A 16,170-nucleotide genomic window follows, 5' to 3' on the forward strand; every position below is an offset into this window, starting at 1 on the left:
AGTTGAAAAGCCAGGATTAAAACGACAGCGATGAGGGGGCATCTAACGCGGCGCGGCGGCGTTTTTCTGCGCTCATCTGTTCGAGTTTGTTGCGATCGACGCACATGATGGCGTTGGTCGGACAGGCGTCGATGCACGCCGGACCTGATTCACGCTGGTGGCAGAGGTCACATTTGTTAGCCTCGGCTTTTTCCGCCATGACGTTCAGTCCGGCACCGCTGTTGCGAATCACCGGGCGAACCACCACCTCCATCGCACCGTAAGGACAGGCGACGACACAGGTTTTGCAGCCAATGCAGCGTTCCTGCATCACATGGACAAAACCTTTATCACGGCTGATTGCGCCGTTCGGGCAGACGTTGGCGCAAGGGGCATCTTCACACTGGCGGCACATGGTGGCCGTAGAGACATTCACGCCTTTGATGACATGAATGCGGGGCAGGAAGGTCTGCGGGGTGAGCGCCGAGCAATCCTGGTTTTCCTGATGGGACACGACACAGGCTACCTCACACGTACGGCAGCCGATACACTTGCTTGAATCAGCAATGATGAAGCGGTTCATCATAAACTCCTGCATTGAACTTGTTATTGTCAGGGAGCTATACACAAACCGTGCCAGTTTTTTAGTTGTTTAATAACAATGAGTTGCTTGTCGGCCTTGTTGGCATTGACACTTTTGACGATGACATCTGTCGGCACATGTCGTAGCGGTGCGATTTATCGCGCCGCTACGGTTGTGTGCCATCACGCTTCGCTGGTGAGCGCTGCAAACCCTCCGTCACCCACCCAGTCGTCAAGATGTCGATAGACCTGGTCTACCGCGTTCTTCACCGCCTCGGTCATGGGATAGCAAAAGCCCACCAGATCAGGCTGAATGCCGAGAAACACCACCTGACCGACATCGTCTTTAAGCTGGTCAATCAGGTAATTGAGCGGCATATTGTGGGTGGTCATCAGCAACATGTCGGCGATGTCATCCGGGTCGATAACGCGGATTTCACCGGGGGACAGCAACATGTCGGTGGCATCAACAATCAGCAGCAAATCGGGCCGTTGTTCGCGAATGGCGACCACATCGTTTTCCGGCGCGCTGCCGCCGTCGATCACCAGCCAGTCGCCACAGGGGGCGGCGCGACATTTCTCCGCCAGCAACGGGCCTGCGCCGTCATCACCCATCATGCTGTTGCCGACACACAATAAAACCTTAGTCATCACGCCTCCTGACCATCAGATAGATAGCCGGTTCCTGTTGAATGGCCTGGAGCATCGCCAACAGTGCCTGGCTCCATTGCTGTTGCTGCGGCGTCTGACACGCTCTGGCGGTATCAAATGCCTGTGCCAGCATCACCACATGGCTGTGGTCGATCACAATTTCCCCGTAGCGCGGCACGCCGGCCATCTTACGGCTGGCCTGGCTTGCCGCCGGAAGCGTGGCAATCCACGCCAGATAAGCCGCCCAGGGACATACCAGGCTCTCTTCCAGGCAATCAATCACGCCAAGGTGATGACCAATGGCCAGGCTGTAGTACATCACCTGTTGTGCTTCTGCCGGCGTTGCGTCATTTTCATCGACAAATTTGCGGCTAAGTTGGCAAAACACCACGGACTCGCTCATTACACGCGCTCCATCTGCACCAGATTTTCCAGATGCGTAACAATCTCCGTCAGACGTGGATCGTTCTCTTCCGCCAGCCATTGCTGCACTGCGCCATCGCCGTCGGTCAGTTTGTGCATGAAGTTGTCGGCAATTTGTCGTCCATAGCGATAACCCGCCAGACGGCGCGCCGCGCGATCAATGCGAACGCGCAGCGGCTGTACCATCGCCGTATGCAGGATGCGTGCGGGTTGCAGATCCTGTTCGCTTGCCGGACGGGCATGGATTTTTTGCTCCAGCAGACCCAACGCCATGGCGAAGCCGTACAGGGTGGCGGCGGGTGTGGGTGGGCAGCCTGGGATATACACGTCTACCGGCACGATTTTGTCCGTCCCGCCCCAGACGCAGTAGAGATCATGGAAAATACCGCCGCTATTGCCACAGGCCCCGTAGGAGATACAAATTTTCGGGTCCGGGGCGGATTCCCATGCACGTAACGCTGGTGAGCGCATGGCGCGGGTGACCGCGCCGGTGAACAGCAAAATATCAGCATGGCGCGGTGAGGGGACCACTTTGATTCCGAAGCGTTCGGCGTCAAAAAGCGGGGTAAGTGCGGCGAAAATCTCAATTTCACAGCCGTTGCAACCGCCACAGTCAACGCGATAAACGTAGGCTGATCGTTTGATTTTTTTCAGCAATGAAGCCTTCATGCTGGCAATCGACTCTTCCACCGAGAGCGGCAGTGGCAGGCCGTTATGGTCGCGTGGACCTGATACGTTACTCATCCGTTGGCTCCTCGTAACTGACGGTGAAACACGGCGCTGCCGGATGAGGCCAGGCTGTGCTGACGTTTACATGCCGGGCAGGTTTCGAACGCCGACCGCCGGTTTTCCGCCCCCTGGTCGCCGTTATGGCGCAACAAGGCAATGGCATAGTCGATCTCCTTTTGTACCGCGAAGGGATGACCACATTCCCGGCAATAGCACAGCGGAAAAAGCGCCTGTTGCAGCAAATCGGCTTTGTTCCACACCGCCAGTTCGAACTGCTGCGACAGGGTAATTGCGGCGGTTGGACACACCTCTTCACAGCGGGCGCAGAAAATGCAGCGCCCGAGGTTAAAGCTCCACGCCAGTTGCCCGGCTTCGAGATCGGTTGCCACGCTTAACGCATTGGAAGGACATGCATTAACGCAGGCAGCACAACCGATGCACTGCTGCGGATTGTGCTCGGGTTTACCGCGGAAGTTGTCATCCACGTCGATGGGTCGCAAGGGATAAGATTCGGTCGCGATACCGCCTTTGAGCGCGTTTTTAATAAAACTAAACATGATGACTCCCGACTATTTCAGCGGTGAATGGGTGCGCTCAATGCTGTAGCGCTCCAGCTCTTTGTACGGCACCACCTGGCTTTTCTTTTTGCGTACATCCACCACCGTCATGCGATCGGTGCAGGAGTAGCAGGGGTCGAGACTGCCGATGATCAATGGCGCATCGGACACCGTATTGCCGCGCAACATATAGCGCAGCGTCGGCCAGTTGGCGTAGGTCGCCGCACGGCAGCGCCAGCGGAACAGCTTCTGGTTGTCGCCGGTCATGCTCCAGTGGATATCGTCACCGCGCGGCGCTTCGCAGAAACCGAGAGCAAAACGCTGCGGGATGTAGGTAAACCCTTCCACCATCAGGGGGCCGCCAGGCAGGTTATCAAGGCCGAAATCAATCAGATTCAGCGCGGTGAACACTTCATTGATGCGCACTTTAAGCCGCGAAAGCACGTCACAACCGGCAAGGGTATGTACCTCCAGCGGCAGCAGGCCGTAACCGGCAAACGGGTGGTCGGAACGGGTGTCGCGAGCGTGGCCGCTGGCGCGCACCATCGGACCGACGTTACTGAAATCGCGTGCGATACCCGGATCAAGACGGCCAATGCCCACGGTGCGCGATTCAATATTGGGCGTGCTGAGCAGAATGTCGGTCAGGGTATAGACCTCGCGGCGCATCTGCTGCGCCAGTTGGCGCGTCTGTATCATGTCGTCTTTCATCAGGTCACGACGAATTCCGCCGATCAGGTTCAACCCGTAAGTTTTACGTGCGCCGGTCAGGATCTCCGCCATCTTCATCGACAACTCACGCACGCGGAAAAATTGCATAAACCCGGAGTCAAAACCCACAAAGTGGCAGGCCAGACCGAGGTTCAGCAGATGGCTGTGCAGACGCTCCACTTCGAGCAAAATCGAGCGGATCATCTGCGCGCGCGCGGGCACCACAATCCCCATCGCATTCTCCACCGAAGAGGTGTAGGCGGTGCTGTGGGCAAAGCCACAGATGCCGCACACGCGATCGGAGAGGAAGGTGACTTCGTTGTATCCCATGCGGGTTTCTGCCAGTTTCTCCATGCCGCGATGGACGTAGAACAGGCGATAATCGGCATCGATAATATTCTCACCGTCGACAAACAGGCGGAAATGGCCAGGCTCATCGGAGGTGACATGCAGCGGTCCGATGGGCACCACATTGTTCTTGCTGCTACCCAGTTCATTAATAAATTCGTAGGTTTCGCTATCGCTGGTAGGGGCCGGACGTTGGCGATAATCCATGCTGTCTTTACGCAATGGGTAGAGTTCATCGGGCCAGTCGTCCGGTAGCACCAGACGACGTTCGTCCGGCAGCCCAATTGGTTGCAAGCCATACATATCGCGGACTTCGCGTTCACCCCAGACGGCAGCAGGGACGCGTGGCGTCACCGATGGAAACTCTGGTCGATGGGCGTCTACCGCCACCCGGACGGTGATCCAGCATTTGGTGCCGCTCTCCATCGACAGTACGTAGTAAACCGCATAGCTGCCGCAGAGTTGGCGTTCATCATTGCCGAATAGCACCGATAACCAGCCTCCCTGCTGGTAATACAGCCATTCGACAATTTCCGGCAGCATGTTGAGTTTGACGGTAATGGTGATTTGATCTTTGGTCTGCCAGCTCTCCTCCAGCACCGCGTGGGGGAACTTGAGGTGCAGTGCAGCAAGGTAGTGTTGACCGATTTTCTCTTCAGACATGAAATAAGTTCTCTGCAATTACGCCGCCAGCAAGGAGACGAAGGCTAAAAAGGCCAGACCAAAACCGGCCCACGTAATACGTGACGTTTCGAGCATCCGCAGGCGTGCCATGCTGTTTTCAAACAGCGCGATCAGCAGGGCAGCGGCAATCAGTTTGACGATGGCCAGTACCACGGCGAGTACCCCGCCACCCCAGCTAAAGGCGTGCATCTGCCCCCAGGGCAAAAACACCCCGACAAACATTTGCAGCACCACTAACTGTTTTAACGAAATGCCCCACTTCAGTACGGCAAAGCCTGCGCCGCTGTATTCGGAAAGTGGCCCCTCCTGCAACTCCTGCTCGGCTTCCGCCAGGTCAAACGGCAGTTTCCCCATCTCGATAAACGTGGCGAAGGCGCAGGCGGCCAGCGCCAGCAACAGCGTCAGACTGTGGCTGAGCGGCCAGGCATGGACGGTCATGGCAATGTTGCTGATATGGGTACTGCCTGCCACCTGAGCCGCCACCCACAGGCCGAGCAGCAACATCGGCTCCACCAGCACGCCGAGCATCGTCTCGCGGCTGGCACCGATGCCGGTGAACGGACTGCCGGTGTCCAGGCCCGCAATGGCGAAAAAGAAGCGGGCGATGGCGAACAAATAAATCAAGGTGATTAGGTCGCCAACTGGCGGCAACGGCGAGGTGAGGGTAACCACCGGCAGCGCAGTAGCAATGGTCAACATCACGCCGACCATCACCAGCGGCATCAGGCGAAAAACCCAACCCGCAGCGGCGGGTGCCACGCTCTGGCGACCGAGTAACTTGAACAGATCCCGATACTCCTGCAACACGCCAGGACCACGCCGGTTATGCAAGCGCGCGCGGGCCATGCGCGAAATGCCGGAGAGCAAGGGCGCAGCCAGAAATAAGGCCAACGCCTGGGTAAGGGCAAAAAATAACGTCGTCATAGTGGTTCCTCAGGCGATGACCGCGACCAGCAAAATCGCCAGTTCAATAAATGCCAGACGCCGGAACGTGATGGCGATCCCGTCACCCCGCCAGCCAGGCACCCATCGCACCGGATTAAGGTGTTTGCGTAAGGCGAGGAGGGGCGCAAAGGCCGCTCTCACCGGTTGGGCAAAACCCGATGCGGTGATCACCATCGCTGCTTCGTGGTCGTAGCCACAAACCCATGCCGGGCCACGCGTGCGGTGCGGCAGGCGTTCGCCACGGAACAGCACCAGCAACAGCACAGGCAGCAGTGGCGTCATAATCAGCAGCAGGGCGATCAGCGGTTGCGATACCAGCGTCTGCGCGGTGTTGAGTGGGAGTGGGATGGCATGTTGCAGCAACGGCAGCAACCAGGGAGTCGCGACACCGGCAATCACGCAACCCAACGCCAGCAGAACGACGGTGATATTCATCAGGCCGGGCGGGTTGGTGGCCTGTTCGGCCTCCGGGCTGCGGGGTGCGCCGAGGAAGGTGACGCCATAGACCTTGGCCATACACATCACCGCCAGCGCGCCAGTGATCGCCAGTCCAACCGCCAGCAGCGGCCCAAGGACACGCGCAATAAAGGAAGCCTGGTTGCCTAACTGGAAGAATGACTGATAGATCACCCATTCACCGGCAAAGCCATTAAGCGGCGGCAAGGCGGCCATCGCCATCAAACCCACCAGCATCGCCAACGAAATCAGCGGCATACGCTTGCCAATCCCGCCCAGTTTCTCAATGTCGTGCTGACCAGTGCGGAACCACACCGCGCCAGCGCCGAGGAACAGCGTGGTTTTAAACAGGCTGTGATTAAACAGATGGTAGAGGCCACCGATCATCCCCAACGCCACCAGCGCCGGTTGGTGCAGCGCAATGCCGATAAAGCCGCAACCCACGCCCAGCAGGATAATGCCGATGTTTTCCAGCGAGTGATAAGCCAGCAGGCGGTTGATGTTGTGCTCCATCAGGGCGTACAGCCCGCCGGTAAAGGCGGTCACCATACCGAGCACCACCACCAGCACCCCCCACCACAGCGGCAACACGTCGGCGATCAGTGAAACGCTGATCATGCCGTACAACCCTACCTTCAGCACTACGGCGGAAAACAGCGCTGCGGCCGGAGCCGGGGCATTGGCATGCGCCTGGGGTACCCAGCCGTGCAGCGGAATAATGCCCGCCAGCAGACCAAAGCCGAGCAAACTTAACAGCAACACCAGCGGAGAGAGCGCCGCCCCCTGGAGCGCCAGGCGTAATCCGTCAAAACTCAGCGTGCCAAACTGCTGCCACAGCAACCAACAGGCAGCGACCAGCAGAAGCGTGCCAAGGCGACCCAGTGCAAACCAGAGTTGGCCGGACTTGCGACATCCGGTGAGGAAGTAGCCTGCCAGCGCGACAATTTCGGCCATCGCCACCAGGGTGGCGAGGTTAGCGGCGAGCAGAGCAACAGTCGCGGCGGCGAGGATCAGATTGACCAGCAAACCGTTGGCTTTAACCTGAGAATGCCGATGCCAGCTTACGTTAAACAGGCAGATAAACAGGCCGCAGAGTGACACTGTCACTAACCATATGCTGTTAAAGCTATTCAGTTGTAGCTGCCAACGCCACAGCGTCAGGATGGCGCTGAATCCGAGCAGGCCCTGGACGCTGGCTGCCAGCAGCAACGCACAACTTATCGCGCCACCGATACCGGCAACAACGCCACTGATGTGCCGGTTAAACGCGGTGATGCCCGCCAGTAACGCACTGAGCATCAGACCGGTCAGTGCCCAGTGGATCAGAAAAAAAACATTCATTTACGTGCCTCTGGCTGGCTGAACAGGCTTAAATCACCCAGCGCACCCGCCAGCGTAAGTTCACGCTTGCGTTTGCTGGCTTTGGCGATATCGGTGTTGTCGATCAGTTGCAGCGCTTTCGTCGGACAGGTGCGCACGCAGGCTGGACCCTGCTCATCGAAGCTGCACAGATCACATTTCACCGCGACAGCACGAATGCCAGGAACCCAGTCCAGCAGCGAACTAACGCGCAGGGGATCGGCAGGGGCGGCAGGCGCTTTGGGGCTGTTGACGTCTGCCGGGATGTGTAACGGGCGGCTGCCGGAAAATTCGATAGCCCCAAACGGGCAGGCTATGCCGCACAGTTTGCAGCTGACGCACAGGTTAGCGTTCAGCTGTACCGCGCCATCCACACGGTTAATGGCATTCACCGGGCAGACGCTGGCACAAGGGGCGTCTTCGCAGTGGCGGCACAACTGCGGGGCGGATTCGTCCCGGTTGCGCATCACCTTTAAACGCGGCATCGACTGTAAACCCTGTTGCCGGTGCGTCTCCGCGCAGGCCGCTTCACAGGTATGACAACCAATGCATAATGTTGAATCAGCGATTACAAAACGGTTCACCAACGGATTCCTCTGGTGACTGTCGTCATTAATGACGAAATCATGCCGATAACCTGTCGCTTCGACAGTTTTCGACACCCTCAACCTCTTTACGCCACGGCGGCTTGTTGTAGCCGTTCCATCGACACCGGGGTGTTTTCATGGACCGCCAGATAGAGGCTGTCGTAAATCGGCTGAATCAGTTCCAGATAGTGGGTAAGTACTTTCTCGCGATCGCGATTGCTGAAGGCATTGTCGATGCAACCGTCATTATCGATATTGGCATGACCAATCAATATCTTATCGCTGTCATCCGGCAGCGCGAGAAAGTACTCGATACGGTGATTGTTAAAGCCTTCGCCTGGCTGAATATGAATGACGAAGTGTTCAAATAAGAAGAAGCGCAAGTCATCCCCCGGTGTGCAGGCGATGGTGTGGTGCAGTTTGGCTTTTGACAGGGTTATCCCCTGAACTAAGGCGTTGCCGTATTGTTTCCACTGTGCCTGCAAGCGTTGATGCTTATCAGCGATGTAGGCTGCTTTGTCACTCAGTTCCCTAATATCCATTATTAAATCACTCTGTTTGTGCGGATATTCCCCTAAGGCACATTTCGTGCCATGTTTTTAACGTATTGAATTTTATGGTTAATATATAAATTCCCGTTGCAAAAAAACCGTCAGTGACATGTCATTTCGTCATCTTTGACATCGACACGCCGCCGCGCTGGCACCGTCTTTGCATTAGCAGCCCTCAGTGAACCCAGGAGGCAGCATGCACGAAATTACCCTCTGTCAACGCGCAGTCGAACTGATCGATAACCACGCACGACAACATGGCGCACGCCGTGTCACTGCGGTCTGGCTGGAGGTCGGGGCGTTTTCTTGCGTGGAGACCAGCGCGATGCAGTTCTGCTTTGAACTGACGTGCCGGGGCACCCTGGCTGAAGGGTGTGAACTTCATCTTCATCAGCAGGAGGCGGAGTGCTGGTGTCACGATTGCCAGCAGTACATCACGCTGCTTACGCAGCGCGTCAGACGGTGCCCGCAATGTGGCGGTCATCAACTGCGCATCGTGGCGGATGATGGCGTGCAAATTAAGCGGCTGGAAATCGATCAGGAGATCAATCATGTGTAGTACCTGTGGTTGCGGTGAAGGCAACCTGTATATCGAAGGCGATGAGCGTAACCCGCATTCGGCGTTTCGCAGCGCCCCGTTTGCCCCGGCACCACGTCGGGTGCCGCGGATTTCTGGCATAAACCTCAGTGAGCATGGCGATCTGCATTATGGGCACGGCGTGGCCGAAGCCCATGCACCGGGTATCAGCCAGCGTAAGATGCTGGAGCTGGAGCTTGATGTGCTGGATAAAAATAATCAGCTGGCGCAGGCGAATCGCGCCGCTTTTACTGCGCAGCGTCAACTGGTGCTGAACCTGGTGTCCAGCCCTGGCTCCGGTAAAACCACCCTGCTGACCGAAACCCTGAAACGGTTACAGGGCAAGGTGCCCTGCGCGGTGATCGAGGGAGATCAGCAGACGGTAAATGATGCCGCACGCATCCGCGCCACGGGCACACCAGCGATTCAGGTGAATACCGGCAAAGGTTGCCATCTGGATGCGCAAATGGTTCAGACGGCGATGCAGCGTCTGCCGCTGGCAGACAACGGGGTGCTGTTTATTGAAAACGTCGGCAACCTGGTGTGTCCGGCGAGTTTTGATTTGGGTGAACGCCACAAAGTTGCGCTGCTCTCGGTGACGGAAGGTGAGGATAAGCCACTAAAATATAAGTATATGTTTGCTGCGGCTTCGCTGATGTTGCTCAACAAAATTGACTTGTTGCCGTATCTGCAATTCGATGTCGACCGTTGTCTGGCCTATGCCCGCGAGGTCAACCCGGATATCCAGATCATGCTGGTTTCCGCCACCAGCGGCGCAGGCATGGAAGCGTGGATTAACTGGCTGGAGAGCGAGCGATGTGCATAGGCATTCCGGGCCAGATTGTTGAGCGCCAGGGTAATGACGCGAAAGTGGATGTGTGTGGTGTGCAGCGCGATGTGAATTTAACGCTGGTGGGTGATGCGGCGGTGGGCCAGTGGGTGTTGGTGCACGTTGGCTTTGCCATGAGCATCATTGATGAAGCGGAGGCGCGTGACACCCTCGATGCGCTGCAAAACATGTTCGACATGGAACCTGATGTCGGGGCCTTGCTGTACGGCGAGGAGCGTGGCTGATGCGTTATGTTGATGAATATCGCGATCCCACCCGCGTGATGCAGCTGATTGAAACCCTGAATAAGCGGGCGCCATTGCTGGATTACGATGCACAGCATCCGTTGCAGATTATGGAGGTGTGCGGGGGACATACCCACGCCATCTTCCGTTTTGGCCTCGATCAGTTGCTGCCTGATAACATCGATTTTATCCACGGTCCGGGCTGTCCGGTATGCGTGTTACCGATGGGGCGCATTGATAGCTGCATTGAAATTGCCCGCCATCCTGAAGTGATTTTCTGTACCTTCGGCGACGCCATACGCGTGCCGGGCAGACAGGGATCGCTAATGCAGGCCAAAGCGCAGGGGGCGGATGTACGGGTGGTATATTCACCGATGGATGCCCTGACGCTGGCGCGTCTGAATCCACACCGTAAGGTGGTGTTTTTCGCTCTCGGCTTTGAAACCACCATGCCCGCCACGGCCATTACGCTGCAACAGGCCAAAGCGCAACAGGTCACCAATTTCTTCTTCTTTTGCCAGCACATTACGCTTATCCCCACCCTGCGCAGCCTGCTGTCGCAGCCGGATAACCGCATCGACGCCTTCCTGGCACCGGGTCATGTCAGCATGGTGATCGGCACTGCCGCCTATGAGTTTATCCCCCGGCATTTCCGGCGGCCACTGGTGGTGGCGGGTTTCGAGCCGATGGATTTGTTGCAGGGCGTGTTGATGTTGGTGGAGCAAAAAATCAAGCAGCAAAGCCGGGTGGAGAATCAATACAAACGTGTGGTGCCGGATGAGGGAAACCTGCTGGCGCAGCAAGCCATGCGCGAGGTTTTTTGCCTCCGAGGGGCGTCTGAATGGCGCGGATTGGGGGTGATTGCGGAATCCGGTGTTCAGTTGACGGAGGCGTATCAATCCTATGATGCGGAGGTCAGATTCCGGCCACAGCAGCAGCAGGTGAGTGACGACCCGCGCGCACGTTGTGGCGATGTGCTCACCGGGCGTTGTAAACCGCATCAATGTCCGATGTTCGGCAAGGGCTGCAATCCACAAAACGCCTTTGGTGCGCTGATGGTCTCCTCGGAAGGGGCCTGCGCGGCCTGGTATCAGTACAGAAGTCAGGAAGTGAATGATGAAATCAATTGAATTAGCACATGGCAGTGGCGGCAGAATGATGCAGCAACTGATCGCCGATCTGTTTCTCCAGGCTTTTGACAATCCCTGGCTGGCGGAGCAGGAAGATCAGGCGCGGTTGGGGTTAAGCGAGCTGACCGGTAAAGGGGATCGGCTGGCATTTTCCACCGACAGCTACGTTATCGATCCGCTTTTTTTCCCTGGCGGGGATATCGGCAAGTTGGCGGTGTGCGGCACGGTCAACGATATTGCCGTCAGTGGCGCGCAGCCGCGCTGGCTTTCCTGTGGTTTTATCCTTGAAGAGGGGCTGCCGTTAGTGACGCTGGAACGGGTGGTGACCAGCATGGCGCAGACGGCCAGAGACGCGGGGGTCAGCATCGTTACCGGCGACACCAAAGTGGTGCCGCGTGGCGCGGTCGATAAGCTATTCATCAATACCGCCGGTCTTGGCGCGATTCCTGCCGGATTAAGCTGGGGCGCAGCACAGATTGACGTTGGCGATGTGTTGATCGTCAGTGGCACCCTGGGTGACCACGGAGCCACGATCCTCAATTTGCGTGAACAGCTGGGGCTGGATGGGGATTTGGCAAGTGATTGCGCGCCACTGTCTACGTTGATTGCGCCGTTGGTCGGCATCAGCGGCGTGAAGGCGTTACGTGATGCCACGCGCGGTGGCGTCAATGCGGTACTGCATGAGTTCGCCGCTGCCAGCCACTGCGGGATGGAAATCCACGAAAGTCAGCTACCGCTCTCCCCGGCGGTGCGAGGTGTTTGCGAATTGTTAGGTCTGGATGCGCTGAATTTTGCCAATGAAGGAAAACTGCTGATAGCAGCTTCAGCCGAAGCGGCACCGGCAGTCGTCGCTGCATTGCAGCGCCATCCTTTGGGTGAGCGTGCCGCAATTATCGGCATCGTGACTGAAAAGCCCGGCGTCAGAATGAACGGACTTTATGGCGTCAGACGTACCCTGGAACTCCCGCATGCAGAACCCTTGCCACGAATTTGTTGATCTATGCCTGGTCTCCCCGAAAGAAAACCACATAAACTTTAATTCTCATCAATATTGGACGATGGACTCACCTCCATATTTAGCGGGAGGTCTTTCAATGGACGACATACATGGCATATACCCCGATGAGCGATATCGGGCAGCAGGGATTGTTTGATATCACCCAGACCCTGCTGCAACAGCCCGATTTTAGTGCGCTTGCTGATTGCCTGACCCGTTTGGTTAAACAAGGGGCATTGGCGGACCGCGTGAATGTGTTGCTTTATCATCCGCAACACCGGCAAGTCAGTTTTTATGGCAGAGATAAGACGCTCACGCCGGATCAGCAGAGCTTACTGGCGACGGGACCGATGCAACGCATCCTTTCCCGTCCTGAAGCGCTGATTTGTCCCTGGCGTGAGTTTGAGGCGGCCTGGCCCCAAGTAGCTAGCCTGCCGCTTTATACACCTTTTGGGCGCTACTGCCTGCTACCGCTGGTTTCCAGTGGCGAGATCTACGGTGGCTGTGAGTTTATTCGCGACAGCAACAAGGGCTGGAGCGAGAAAGAGCTGGAACGTCTGCATACCCTGACGCAGGTGGTGGGGTTGTGCGCCCAGCAGATTCGCAGCACCCAGGATATCGATCACCATTGCCAGGTGCTGAGTCGTGAGCGGGATGACTTTCGCATTTTGGTGGCGGTGACCAATGCAGTGCTGTCGAAACTGGATCTTGACGAGGTGATGCAGGAAACCGCGCGTGAAATCCATCACCACTTTGCCATTGATTCCATCAGCATCGTGGTGCGCAGCAGCCGTAAAGCGTGGCTCACTATTTATTCCACCCATTTTGTCGATGAAGCGTCACCTATTCATGATCTGAGTGAAGTGCCTGAAGCGGGTACGCTCTCCGAACAGGTGTTTGCCAGTGGTGAAATGTTGTTGCTGAACCTTTACCCGCAGCAACAAGCGGCTTCCTACGAGCGCAGGTTGTTGGAGCTTTGGGATAATCAGGCTCAGACGTTGTGCCTGATGCCGCTGAAATTTGGTGACAATATGTTGGGGGTGATGAAGCTGGCGCAATGCGGTGAACGGGGCTTTAGCGCCGCCAACCTTGAGTTGTTGCATCAAATCGCTGAACGCATTGCGATTGCGCTCGATAATGCGCTGGCATGGCAGGAAATCAATCGACTAAAGGAGAGCCTGACGGATAAAGGTTCGTGGGCCACGGAGTCGATCAATGCCGGGAACCCTGATGTTGGTGAAATTATTGGCCGCAGCGAAGTGATGATGGATGTGCTGAAACAGGTCGAGATTGTGGCAGCCAGCGACAGCACGGTGTTGATCCTTGGCGAAACCGGCACCGGAAAGGAGTTGATTGCGCGCGCCATTCACAACCAAAGCCAACGCAATCGTCGGCGAATGGTAAAAATGAATTGCGCCGCGATGCCTGCCGGGCTGCTGGAAAGCGATTTGTTTGGTCACGAACGGGGGGCCTTTACCGGGGCCAATACCCAGCGAATTGGTCGCTTTGAACTGGCGGATAAAAGCTCGTTATTCCTTGATGAAGTGGGGGATATGCCGCTGGAGTTGCAGCCGAAACTGCTGCGCGTGTTACAGGAAAAGGAGTTTGAACGCCTTGGCAGCAACAAACTGCAAACGGTCGATGTGCGACTGATTGCGGCGACTAACCGTGACCTGAAGCAAATGGTGGCTGACCGTGAATTTCGTAACGACCTTTACTATCGGTTGAACGTTTTTCCCATCCGATTACCGCCATTGCGTGAGCGACCGGAAGATATCCCGCTGCTGGTGAAATCGCTCACTTTCAAAATCGCTCACCGCCTGAATCGTAATATTGACAGCATTCCCGCGGAAACCCTGAGTATGCTGCGACGCATGGAGTGGCCGGGAAATGTGCGAGAACTGGAGAATGTGATTGAAAGGGCGGTGCTGATGACGCGCGGCAATGTGCTGCATCTGTCGCTGCCGGAAATGCTGGACACTCCGACCGCCAAAAAAATCGCCGCGCCCGTCACCGAGCCACGCGAAGGAGAGGATGAATATCAGCTGATTATGCGGGTGCTGCGTGAAACGAACGGTGTGGTGGCCGGACCGCGTGGTGCAGCCCAGCGTCTGGGCATCAAGCGAACCACCTTACTTTCGCGGATGAAGCGTTTGGGGATTAACAAAGTGGAGTCGTAACCCGCTCGTCGCGTCGCGGTGCCGGAAACCGCGCCGCTACGATGCCACCTCAACAATGTATTGAATCAGCGCTTCAGCCGCCGGAGCATGAAGTGCGCCCTGGCGCAGGGTTAAGCCAATCGAACGGTGTGGTGGCCGGACCGCGTGGTGCAGCCCAGCGTCTGGGCATCAAGCGAACCACCTTACTTTCGCGGATGAAGCGTTTGGGGATTAACAAAGTGGAGTCGTAACCCGCTCGTCGCGTCGCGGTGCCGGAGACCGCGCCGCAACGGGCCGAACGCAACCGTAGCGGCGCAATTTATTGCGCGATGCTGTGCACGATGTGGGCAAACCCGCGCGATAAATCGCGCCGCTACGATGCCACCTCAACAATGTATTGAATCAGCGCTTCAGCCGCCGGAGCATGAAGTGCGCCCTGGCGCAGGGTTAAGCCAATCTCACGGCGGGTGTCCGGTAAGGCAAACCTCAACGGCTGCAAAATTCCGGCTTGCAGTTCGTACTCCAGTTGGTGCGAGGAAACGGCGGCTATCATATCGGAATTTAGCAGCAGACCGCGCACAATCGCCAGATCGCCGCTTTCCACCACCGGGGTGGGGGCGGCCATTCCCAACGTCGCGAAAGCCGCGTCCAGCAAGTGACGGGAAGGGGTGTTATCGCGCGGCAATATCCACTGCGCATCAGCCAAATCGTTGGCCGTCAGGGTGCGTCCCGCCAGAGGGTGCTGGGGCCTTACCAGCAACACCAGCGATTCAGCAAACAACACCTGATTGTGGATATCCAACACCTGCTCGTCCTGACGTAATGCCCCAAGAATGAAATCAATATCCCCGGCGCGCAGCTCGGTAATTAAGGCGTCGAAGGCGCTTTCATTGGTCACCACTTTAATGCCCGGATGCGCCGCCACCAGCCGGGTTATCGCCAGCGGCAGCAGGGTGCTGCGGCACAGCGGCAGCGCGCCAACATGCACCGTGCCACGCAAAATCCCGGTTGCAGCGGCGAGATCTTCCGGGATATGACGGATTTCATTCAGCGCGCGACTGATAAAGGGGGCCATCTCGCGCGCCGCGGTAGAAGGCATCATCCCTTTTGGCGTACGTTGAAACAGCGTCAGCCCGGCACCCTTTTCCAGCACCTTAAGGGCGGCGCTCACCGCTGGTTGGCTGATGTTGAGAGAGTTAGCCACGCTTTGCGTATGGTGCAGGCGATACAGCCGGAGAAACACCTGAAGGCGTCGCACATTAAATAACCAAATCGGTTCTGCCTCTTCCCGCTGGTGGTCACGCTGTTTCAGCCGTGCCAGCGCCGCGGGAATGTGCTGCAATTCGTTGATCGCGCGCTGGGCACGCGGCAACACGCATTTTCCCATTTCGGTCAGCAGCATGCCGCTGGCATGACGTTCAAACAACGGCATCGCTAAAGTGTGTTCAAGATCACGAATAGAACGGGTGATCGCCGACTGGGTTCGAAATAATTTCTCCGCAGCTTCTGACACTGTACCGCGTTCTGCAATCATACAAAAAGCACGTAGTTGCATGATTTTAATATCATTATCTTGCTGCGTCATTTTCGGTTCAGCCTCACGTCCTGCGGCGATCAAAATCACAACATAAATAAAAATCATAGCTCGCGCAATGAAAGGCATTATTCGCG

The 16,170-nt window shown here is 56.9% G+C and carries 18 protein-coding genes; 7 read left to right on the forward strand and 11 right to left on the reverse strand.

Going from position 1 to position 16,170, the window contains the following annotated elements; translation table 11 throughout:
* Positions 1-16: 16 nt before the first annotated feature.
* The 10 genes from hydN to hycA form a co-directional block, all read right to left on the reverse strand.
* The gene (hydN, locus tag AC6I8T_RS21330) at positions 17-562 is read right to left on the reverse strand and encodes an electron transport protein HydN (protein ID WP_208726618.1); all 546 of its coding nucleotides are present in this window, start codon (positions 560-562) and stop codon (positions 17-19) included.
* Positions 563-744: 182 nt separating this feature from the next.
* Positions 745-1,212 carry a hydrogenase maturation peptidase HycI gene (gene hycI, locus AC6I8T_RS21335; RefSeq protein ID WP_208725893.1) on the reverse strand — a complete coding sequence of 156 codons (468 nt, stop codon included), beginning with the start codon at positions 1,210-1,212 and terminating at the stop codon, positions 745-747.
* On the reverse strand, positions 1,205-1,615 hold the full coding sequence (locus tag AC6I8T_RS21340; protein WP_208725892.1) for a formate hydrogenlyase maturation HycH family protein: 411 nt from the start codon (positions 1,613-1,615) through the stop codon (positions 1,205-1,207). Before AC6I8T_RS21340 ends, hycI begins: the two co-directional genes overlap by 8 nt.
* A complete protein-coding gene (locus AC6I8T_RS21345) occupies positions 1,615-2,379 on the reverse strand; it encodes an NADH-quinone oxidoreductase subunit B family protein (protein WP_208725891.1) in 765 nt (254 codons plus the stop codon). The genes AC6I8T_RS21340 and AC6I8T_RS21345 overlap by 1 nt, the downstream gene beginning before the upstream one ends.
* Positions 2,376-2,921 carry a formate hydrogenlyase complex iron-sulfur subunit gene (locus AC6I8T_RS21350; protein ID WP_208725890.1) on the reverse strand — a complete coding sequence of 182 codons (546 nt, stop codon included), beginning with the start codon at positions 2,919-2,921 and terminating at the stop codon, positions 2,376-2,378. The genes AC6I8T_RS21345 and AC6I8T_RS21350 overlap by 4 nt, the downstream gene beginning before the upstream one ends.
* Before the next feature lie 12 nt (positions 2,922-2,933).
* Positions 2,934-4,643 carry a hydrogenase large subunit gene (locus AC6I8T_RS21355; RefSeq protein WP_208725889.1) on the reverse strand — a complete coding sequence of 570 codons (1,710 nt, stop codon included), beginning with the start codon at positions 4,641-4,643 and terminating at the stop codon, positions 2,934-2,936.
* A gap of 18 nt (positions 4,644-4,661) precedes the next feature.
* Complete coding sequence (locus AC6I8T_RS21360) at positions 4,662-5,588, reverse strand: respiratory chain complex I subunit 1 family protein (RefSeq protein WP_208725888.1); 927 nt, start codon at positions 5,586-5,588, stop codon at positions 4,662-4,664.
* 9 nt (positions 5,589-5,597) lie between these two features.
* Positions 5,598-7,406 (reverse strand): formate hydrogenlyase subunit 3, encoded by a 1,809-nt coding sequence (hycC, locus tag AC6I8T_RS21365; RefSeq protein WP_497834361.1) that lies wholly within the window; start codon positions 7,404-7,406, stop codon positions 5,598-5,600.
* Positions 7,403-8,008 (reverse strand): 4Fe-4S dicluster domain-containing protein, encoded by a 606-nt coding sequence (locus tag AC6I8T_RS21370; protein ID WP_415174707.1) that lies wholly within the window; start codon positions 8,006-8,008, stop codon positions 7,403-7,405. The genes hycC and AC6I8T_RS21370 overlap by 4 nt, the downstream gene beginning before the upstream one ends.
* Before the next feature lie 89 nt (positions 8,009-8,097).
* Positions 8,098-8,553 carry a formate hydrogenlyase regulator HycA gene (gene hycA, locus AC6I8T_RS21375; protein WP_208725885.1) on the reverse strand — a complete coding sequence of 152 codons (456 nt, stop codon included), beginning with the start codon at positions 8,551-8,553 and terminating at the stop codon, positions 8,098-8,100.
* Between the two features lie 205 nt (positions 8,554-8,758).
* Here hycA and hypA point away from each other — a divergent pair, with 205 nt between their 5' ends.
* From hypA to AC6I8T_RS21410, 7 genes are all read left to right on the forward strand, one after another.
* Positions 8,759-9,121 carry a hydrogenase maturation nickel metallochaperone HypA gene (gene hypA / locus AC6I8T_RS21380; RefSeq protein ID WP_208725884.1) on the forward strand — a complete coding sequence of 121 codons (363 nt, stop codon included), beginning with the start codon at positions 8,759-8,761 and terminating at the stop codon, positions 9,119-9,121.
* Complete coding sequence (gene hypB / locus AC6I8T_RS21385) at positions 9,114-9,965, forward strand: hydrogenase nickel incorporation protein HypB (protein ID WP_497834362.1); 852 nt, start codon at positions 9,114-9,116, stop codon at positions 9,963-9,965. The genes hypA and hypB overlap by 8 nt, the downstream gene beginning before the upstream one ends.
* Positions 9,956-10,213, forward strand: coding sequence for a HypC/HybG/HupF family hydrogenase formation chaperone (locus AC6I8T_RS21390; RefSeq protein WP_208725882.1), 258 nt, complete (start codon positions 9,956-9,958; stop codon positions 10,211-10,213). Before hypB ends, AC6I8T_RS21390 begins: the two co-directional genes overlap by 10 nt.
* The gene (gene hypD, locus AC6I8T_RS21395; protein WP_208725881.1) at positions 10,213-11,343 is read left to right on the forward strand and encodes a hydrogenase formation protein HypD; all 1,131 of its coding nucleotides are present in this window, start codon (positions 10,213-10,215) and stop codon (positions 11,341-11,343) included. The genes AC6I8T_RS21390 and hypD overlap by 1 nt, the downstream gene beginning before the upstream one ends.
* Positions 11,330-12,340 (forward strand): hydrogenase expression/formation protein HypE, encoded by a 1,011-nt coding sequence (hypE, locus tag AC6I8T_RS21400; protein ID WP_497834516.1) that lies wholly within the window; start codon positions 11,330-11,332, stop codon positions 12,338-12,340. The genes hypD and hypE overlap by 14 nt, the downstream gene beginning before the upstream one ends.
* A gap of 110 nt (positions 12,341-12,450) precedes the next feature.
* On the forward strand, positions 12,451-14,520 hold the full coding sequence (gene flhA / locus AC6I8T_RS21405) for a formate hydrogenlyase transcriptional activator FlhA (protein WP_208725880.1): 2,070 nt from the start codon (positions 12,451-12,453) through the stop codon (positions 14,518-14,520).
* A 41-nt stretch (positions 14,521-14,561) separates the two neighbouring features.
* Positions 14,562-14,750, forward strand: coding sequence for a hypothetical protein (locus AC6I8T_RS21410; protein WP_497834363.1), 189 nt, complete (start codon positions 14,562-14,564; stop codon positions 14,748-14,750).
* 122 nt (positions 14,751-14,872) lie between these two features.
* On the opposite strand, the gene AC6I8T_RS21415 is transcribed toward AC6I8T_RS21410, so the two are convergent.
* Complete coding sequence (locus AC6I8T_RS21415) at positions 14,873-16,084, reverse strand: LysR family transcriptional regulator (RefSeq protein ID WP_208725879.1); 1,212 nt, start codon at positions 16,082-16,084, stop codon at positions 14,873-14,875.
* Between the last annotated feature and the right edge of the window lie 86 nt (positions 16,085-16,170).

The organism is Pantoea sp. X-Soil-OKNW-556 (assembly GCF_059730695.1).

Bases quoted from the DNA above. Each gene is read 5' to 3' on its own strand.
- hydN (WP_208726618.1), bottom strand. From the start codon at position 562: ATGAACCGCTTCATCATTGCTGATTCAAGCAAGTGTATCGGCTGCCGT.
- hycI (WP_208725893.1), bottom strand. From the start codon at position 1,212: ATGACTAAGGTTTTATTGTGTGTCGGCAACAGCATGATGGGTGATGAC.
- AC6I8T_RS21340 (WP_208725892.1), bottom strand. From the start codon at position 1,615: ATGAGCGAGTCCGTGGTGTTTTGCCAACTTAGCCGCAAATTTGTCGAT.
- AC6I8T_RS21345 (WP_208725891.1), bottom strand. From the start codon at position 2,379: ATGAGTAACGTATCAGGTCCACGCGACCATAACGGCCTGCCACTGCCG.
- AC6I8T_RS21350 (WP_208725890.1), bottom strand. From the start codon at position 2,921: ATGTTTAGTTTTATTAAAAACGCGCTCAAAGGCGGTATCGCGACCGAA.
- AC6I8T_RS21355 (WP_208725889.1), bottom strand. From the start codon at position 4,643: ATGTCTGAAGAGAAAATCGGTCAACACTACCTTGCTGCACTGCACCTC.
- AC6I8T_RS21360 (WP_208725888.1), bottom strand. From the start codon at position 5,588: ATGACGACGTTATTTTTTGCCCTTACCCAGGCGTTGGCCTTATTTCTG.
- hycC (WP_497834361.1), bottom strand. From the start codon at position 7,406: ATGAATGTTTTTTTTCTGATCCACTGGGCACTGACCGGTCTGATGCTC.
- hycA (WP_208725885.1), bottom strand. From the start codon at position 8,553: ATGGATATTAGGGAACTGAGTGACAAAGCAGCCTACATCGCTGATAAG.
- hypA (WP_208725884.1), top strand. From the start codon at position 8,759: ATGCACGAAATTACCCTCTGTCAACGCGCAGTCGAACTGATCGATAAC.
- hypB (WP_497834362.1), top strand. From the start codon at position 9,114: ATGTGTAGTACCTGTGGTTGCGGTGAAGGCAACCTGTATATCGAAGGC.
- AC6I8T_RS21390 (WP_208725882.1), top strand. From the start codon at position 9,956: ATGTGCATAGGCATTCCGGGCCAGATTGTTGAGCGCCAGGGTAATGAC.
- hypD (WP_208725881.1), top strand. From the start codon at position 10,213: ATGCGTTATGTTGATGAATATCGCGATCCCACCCGCGTGATGCAGCTG.
- hypE (WP_497834516.1), top strand. From the start codon at position 11,330: ATGAAATCAATTGAATTAGCACATGGCAGTGGCGGCAGAATGATGCAG.
- flhA (WP_208725880.1), top strand. From the start codon at position 12,451: ATGGCATATACCCCGATGAGCGATATCGGGCAGCAGGGATTGTTTGAT.
- AC6I8T_RS21410 (WP_497834363.1), top strand. From the start codon at position 14,562: ATGCCACCTCAACAATGTATTGAATCAGCGCTTCAGCCGCCGGAGCAT.
- AC6I8T_RS21415 (WP_208725879.1), bottom strand. From the start codon at position 16,084: ATGACGCAGCAAGATAATGATATTAAAATCATGCAACTACGTGCTTTT.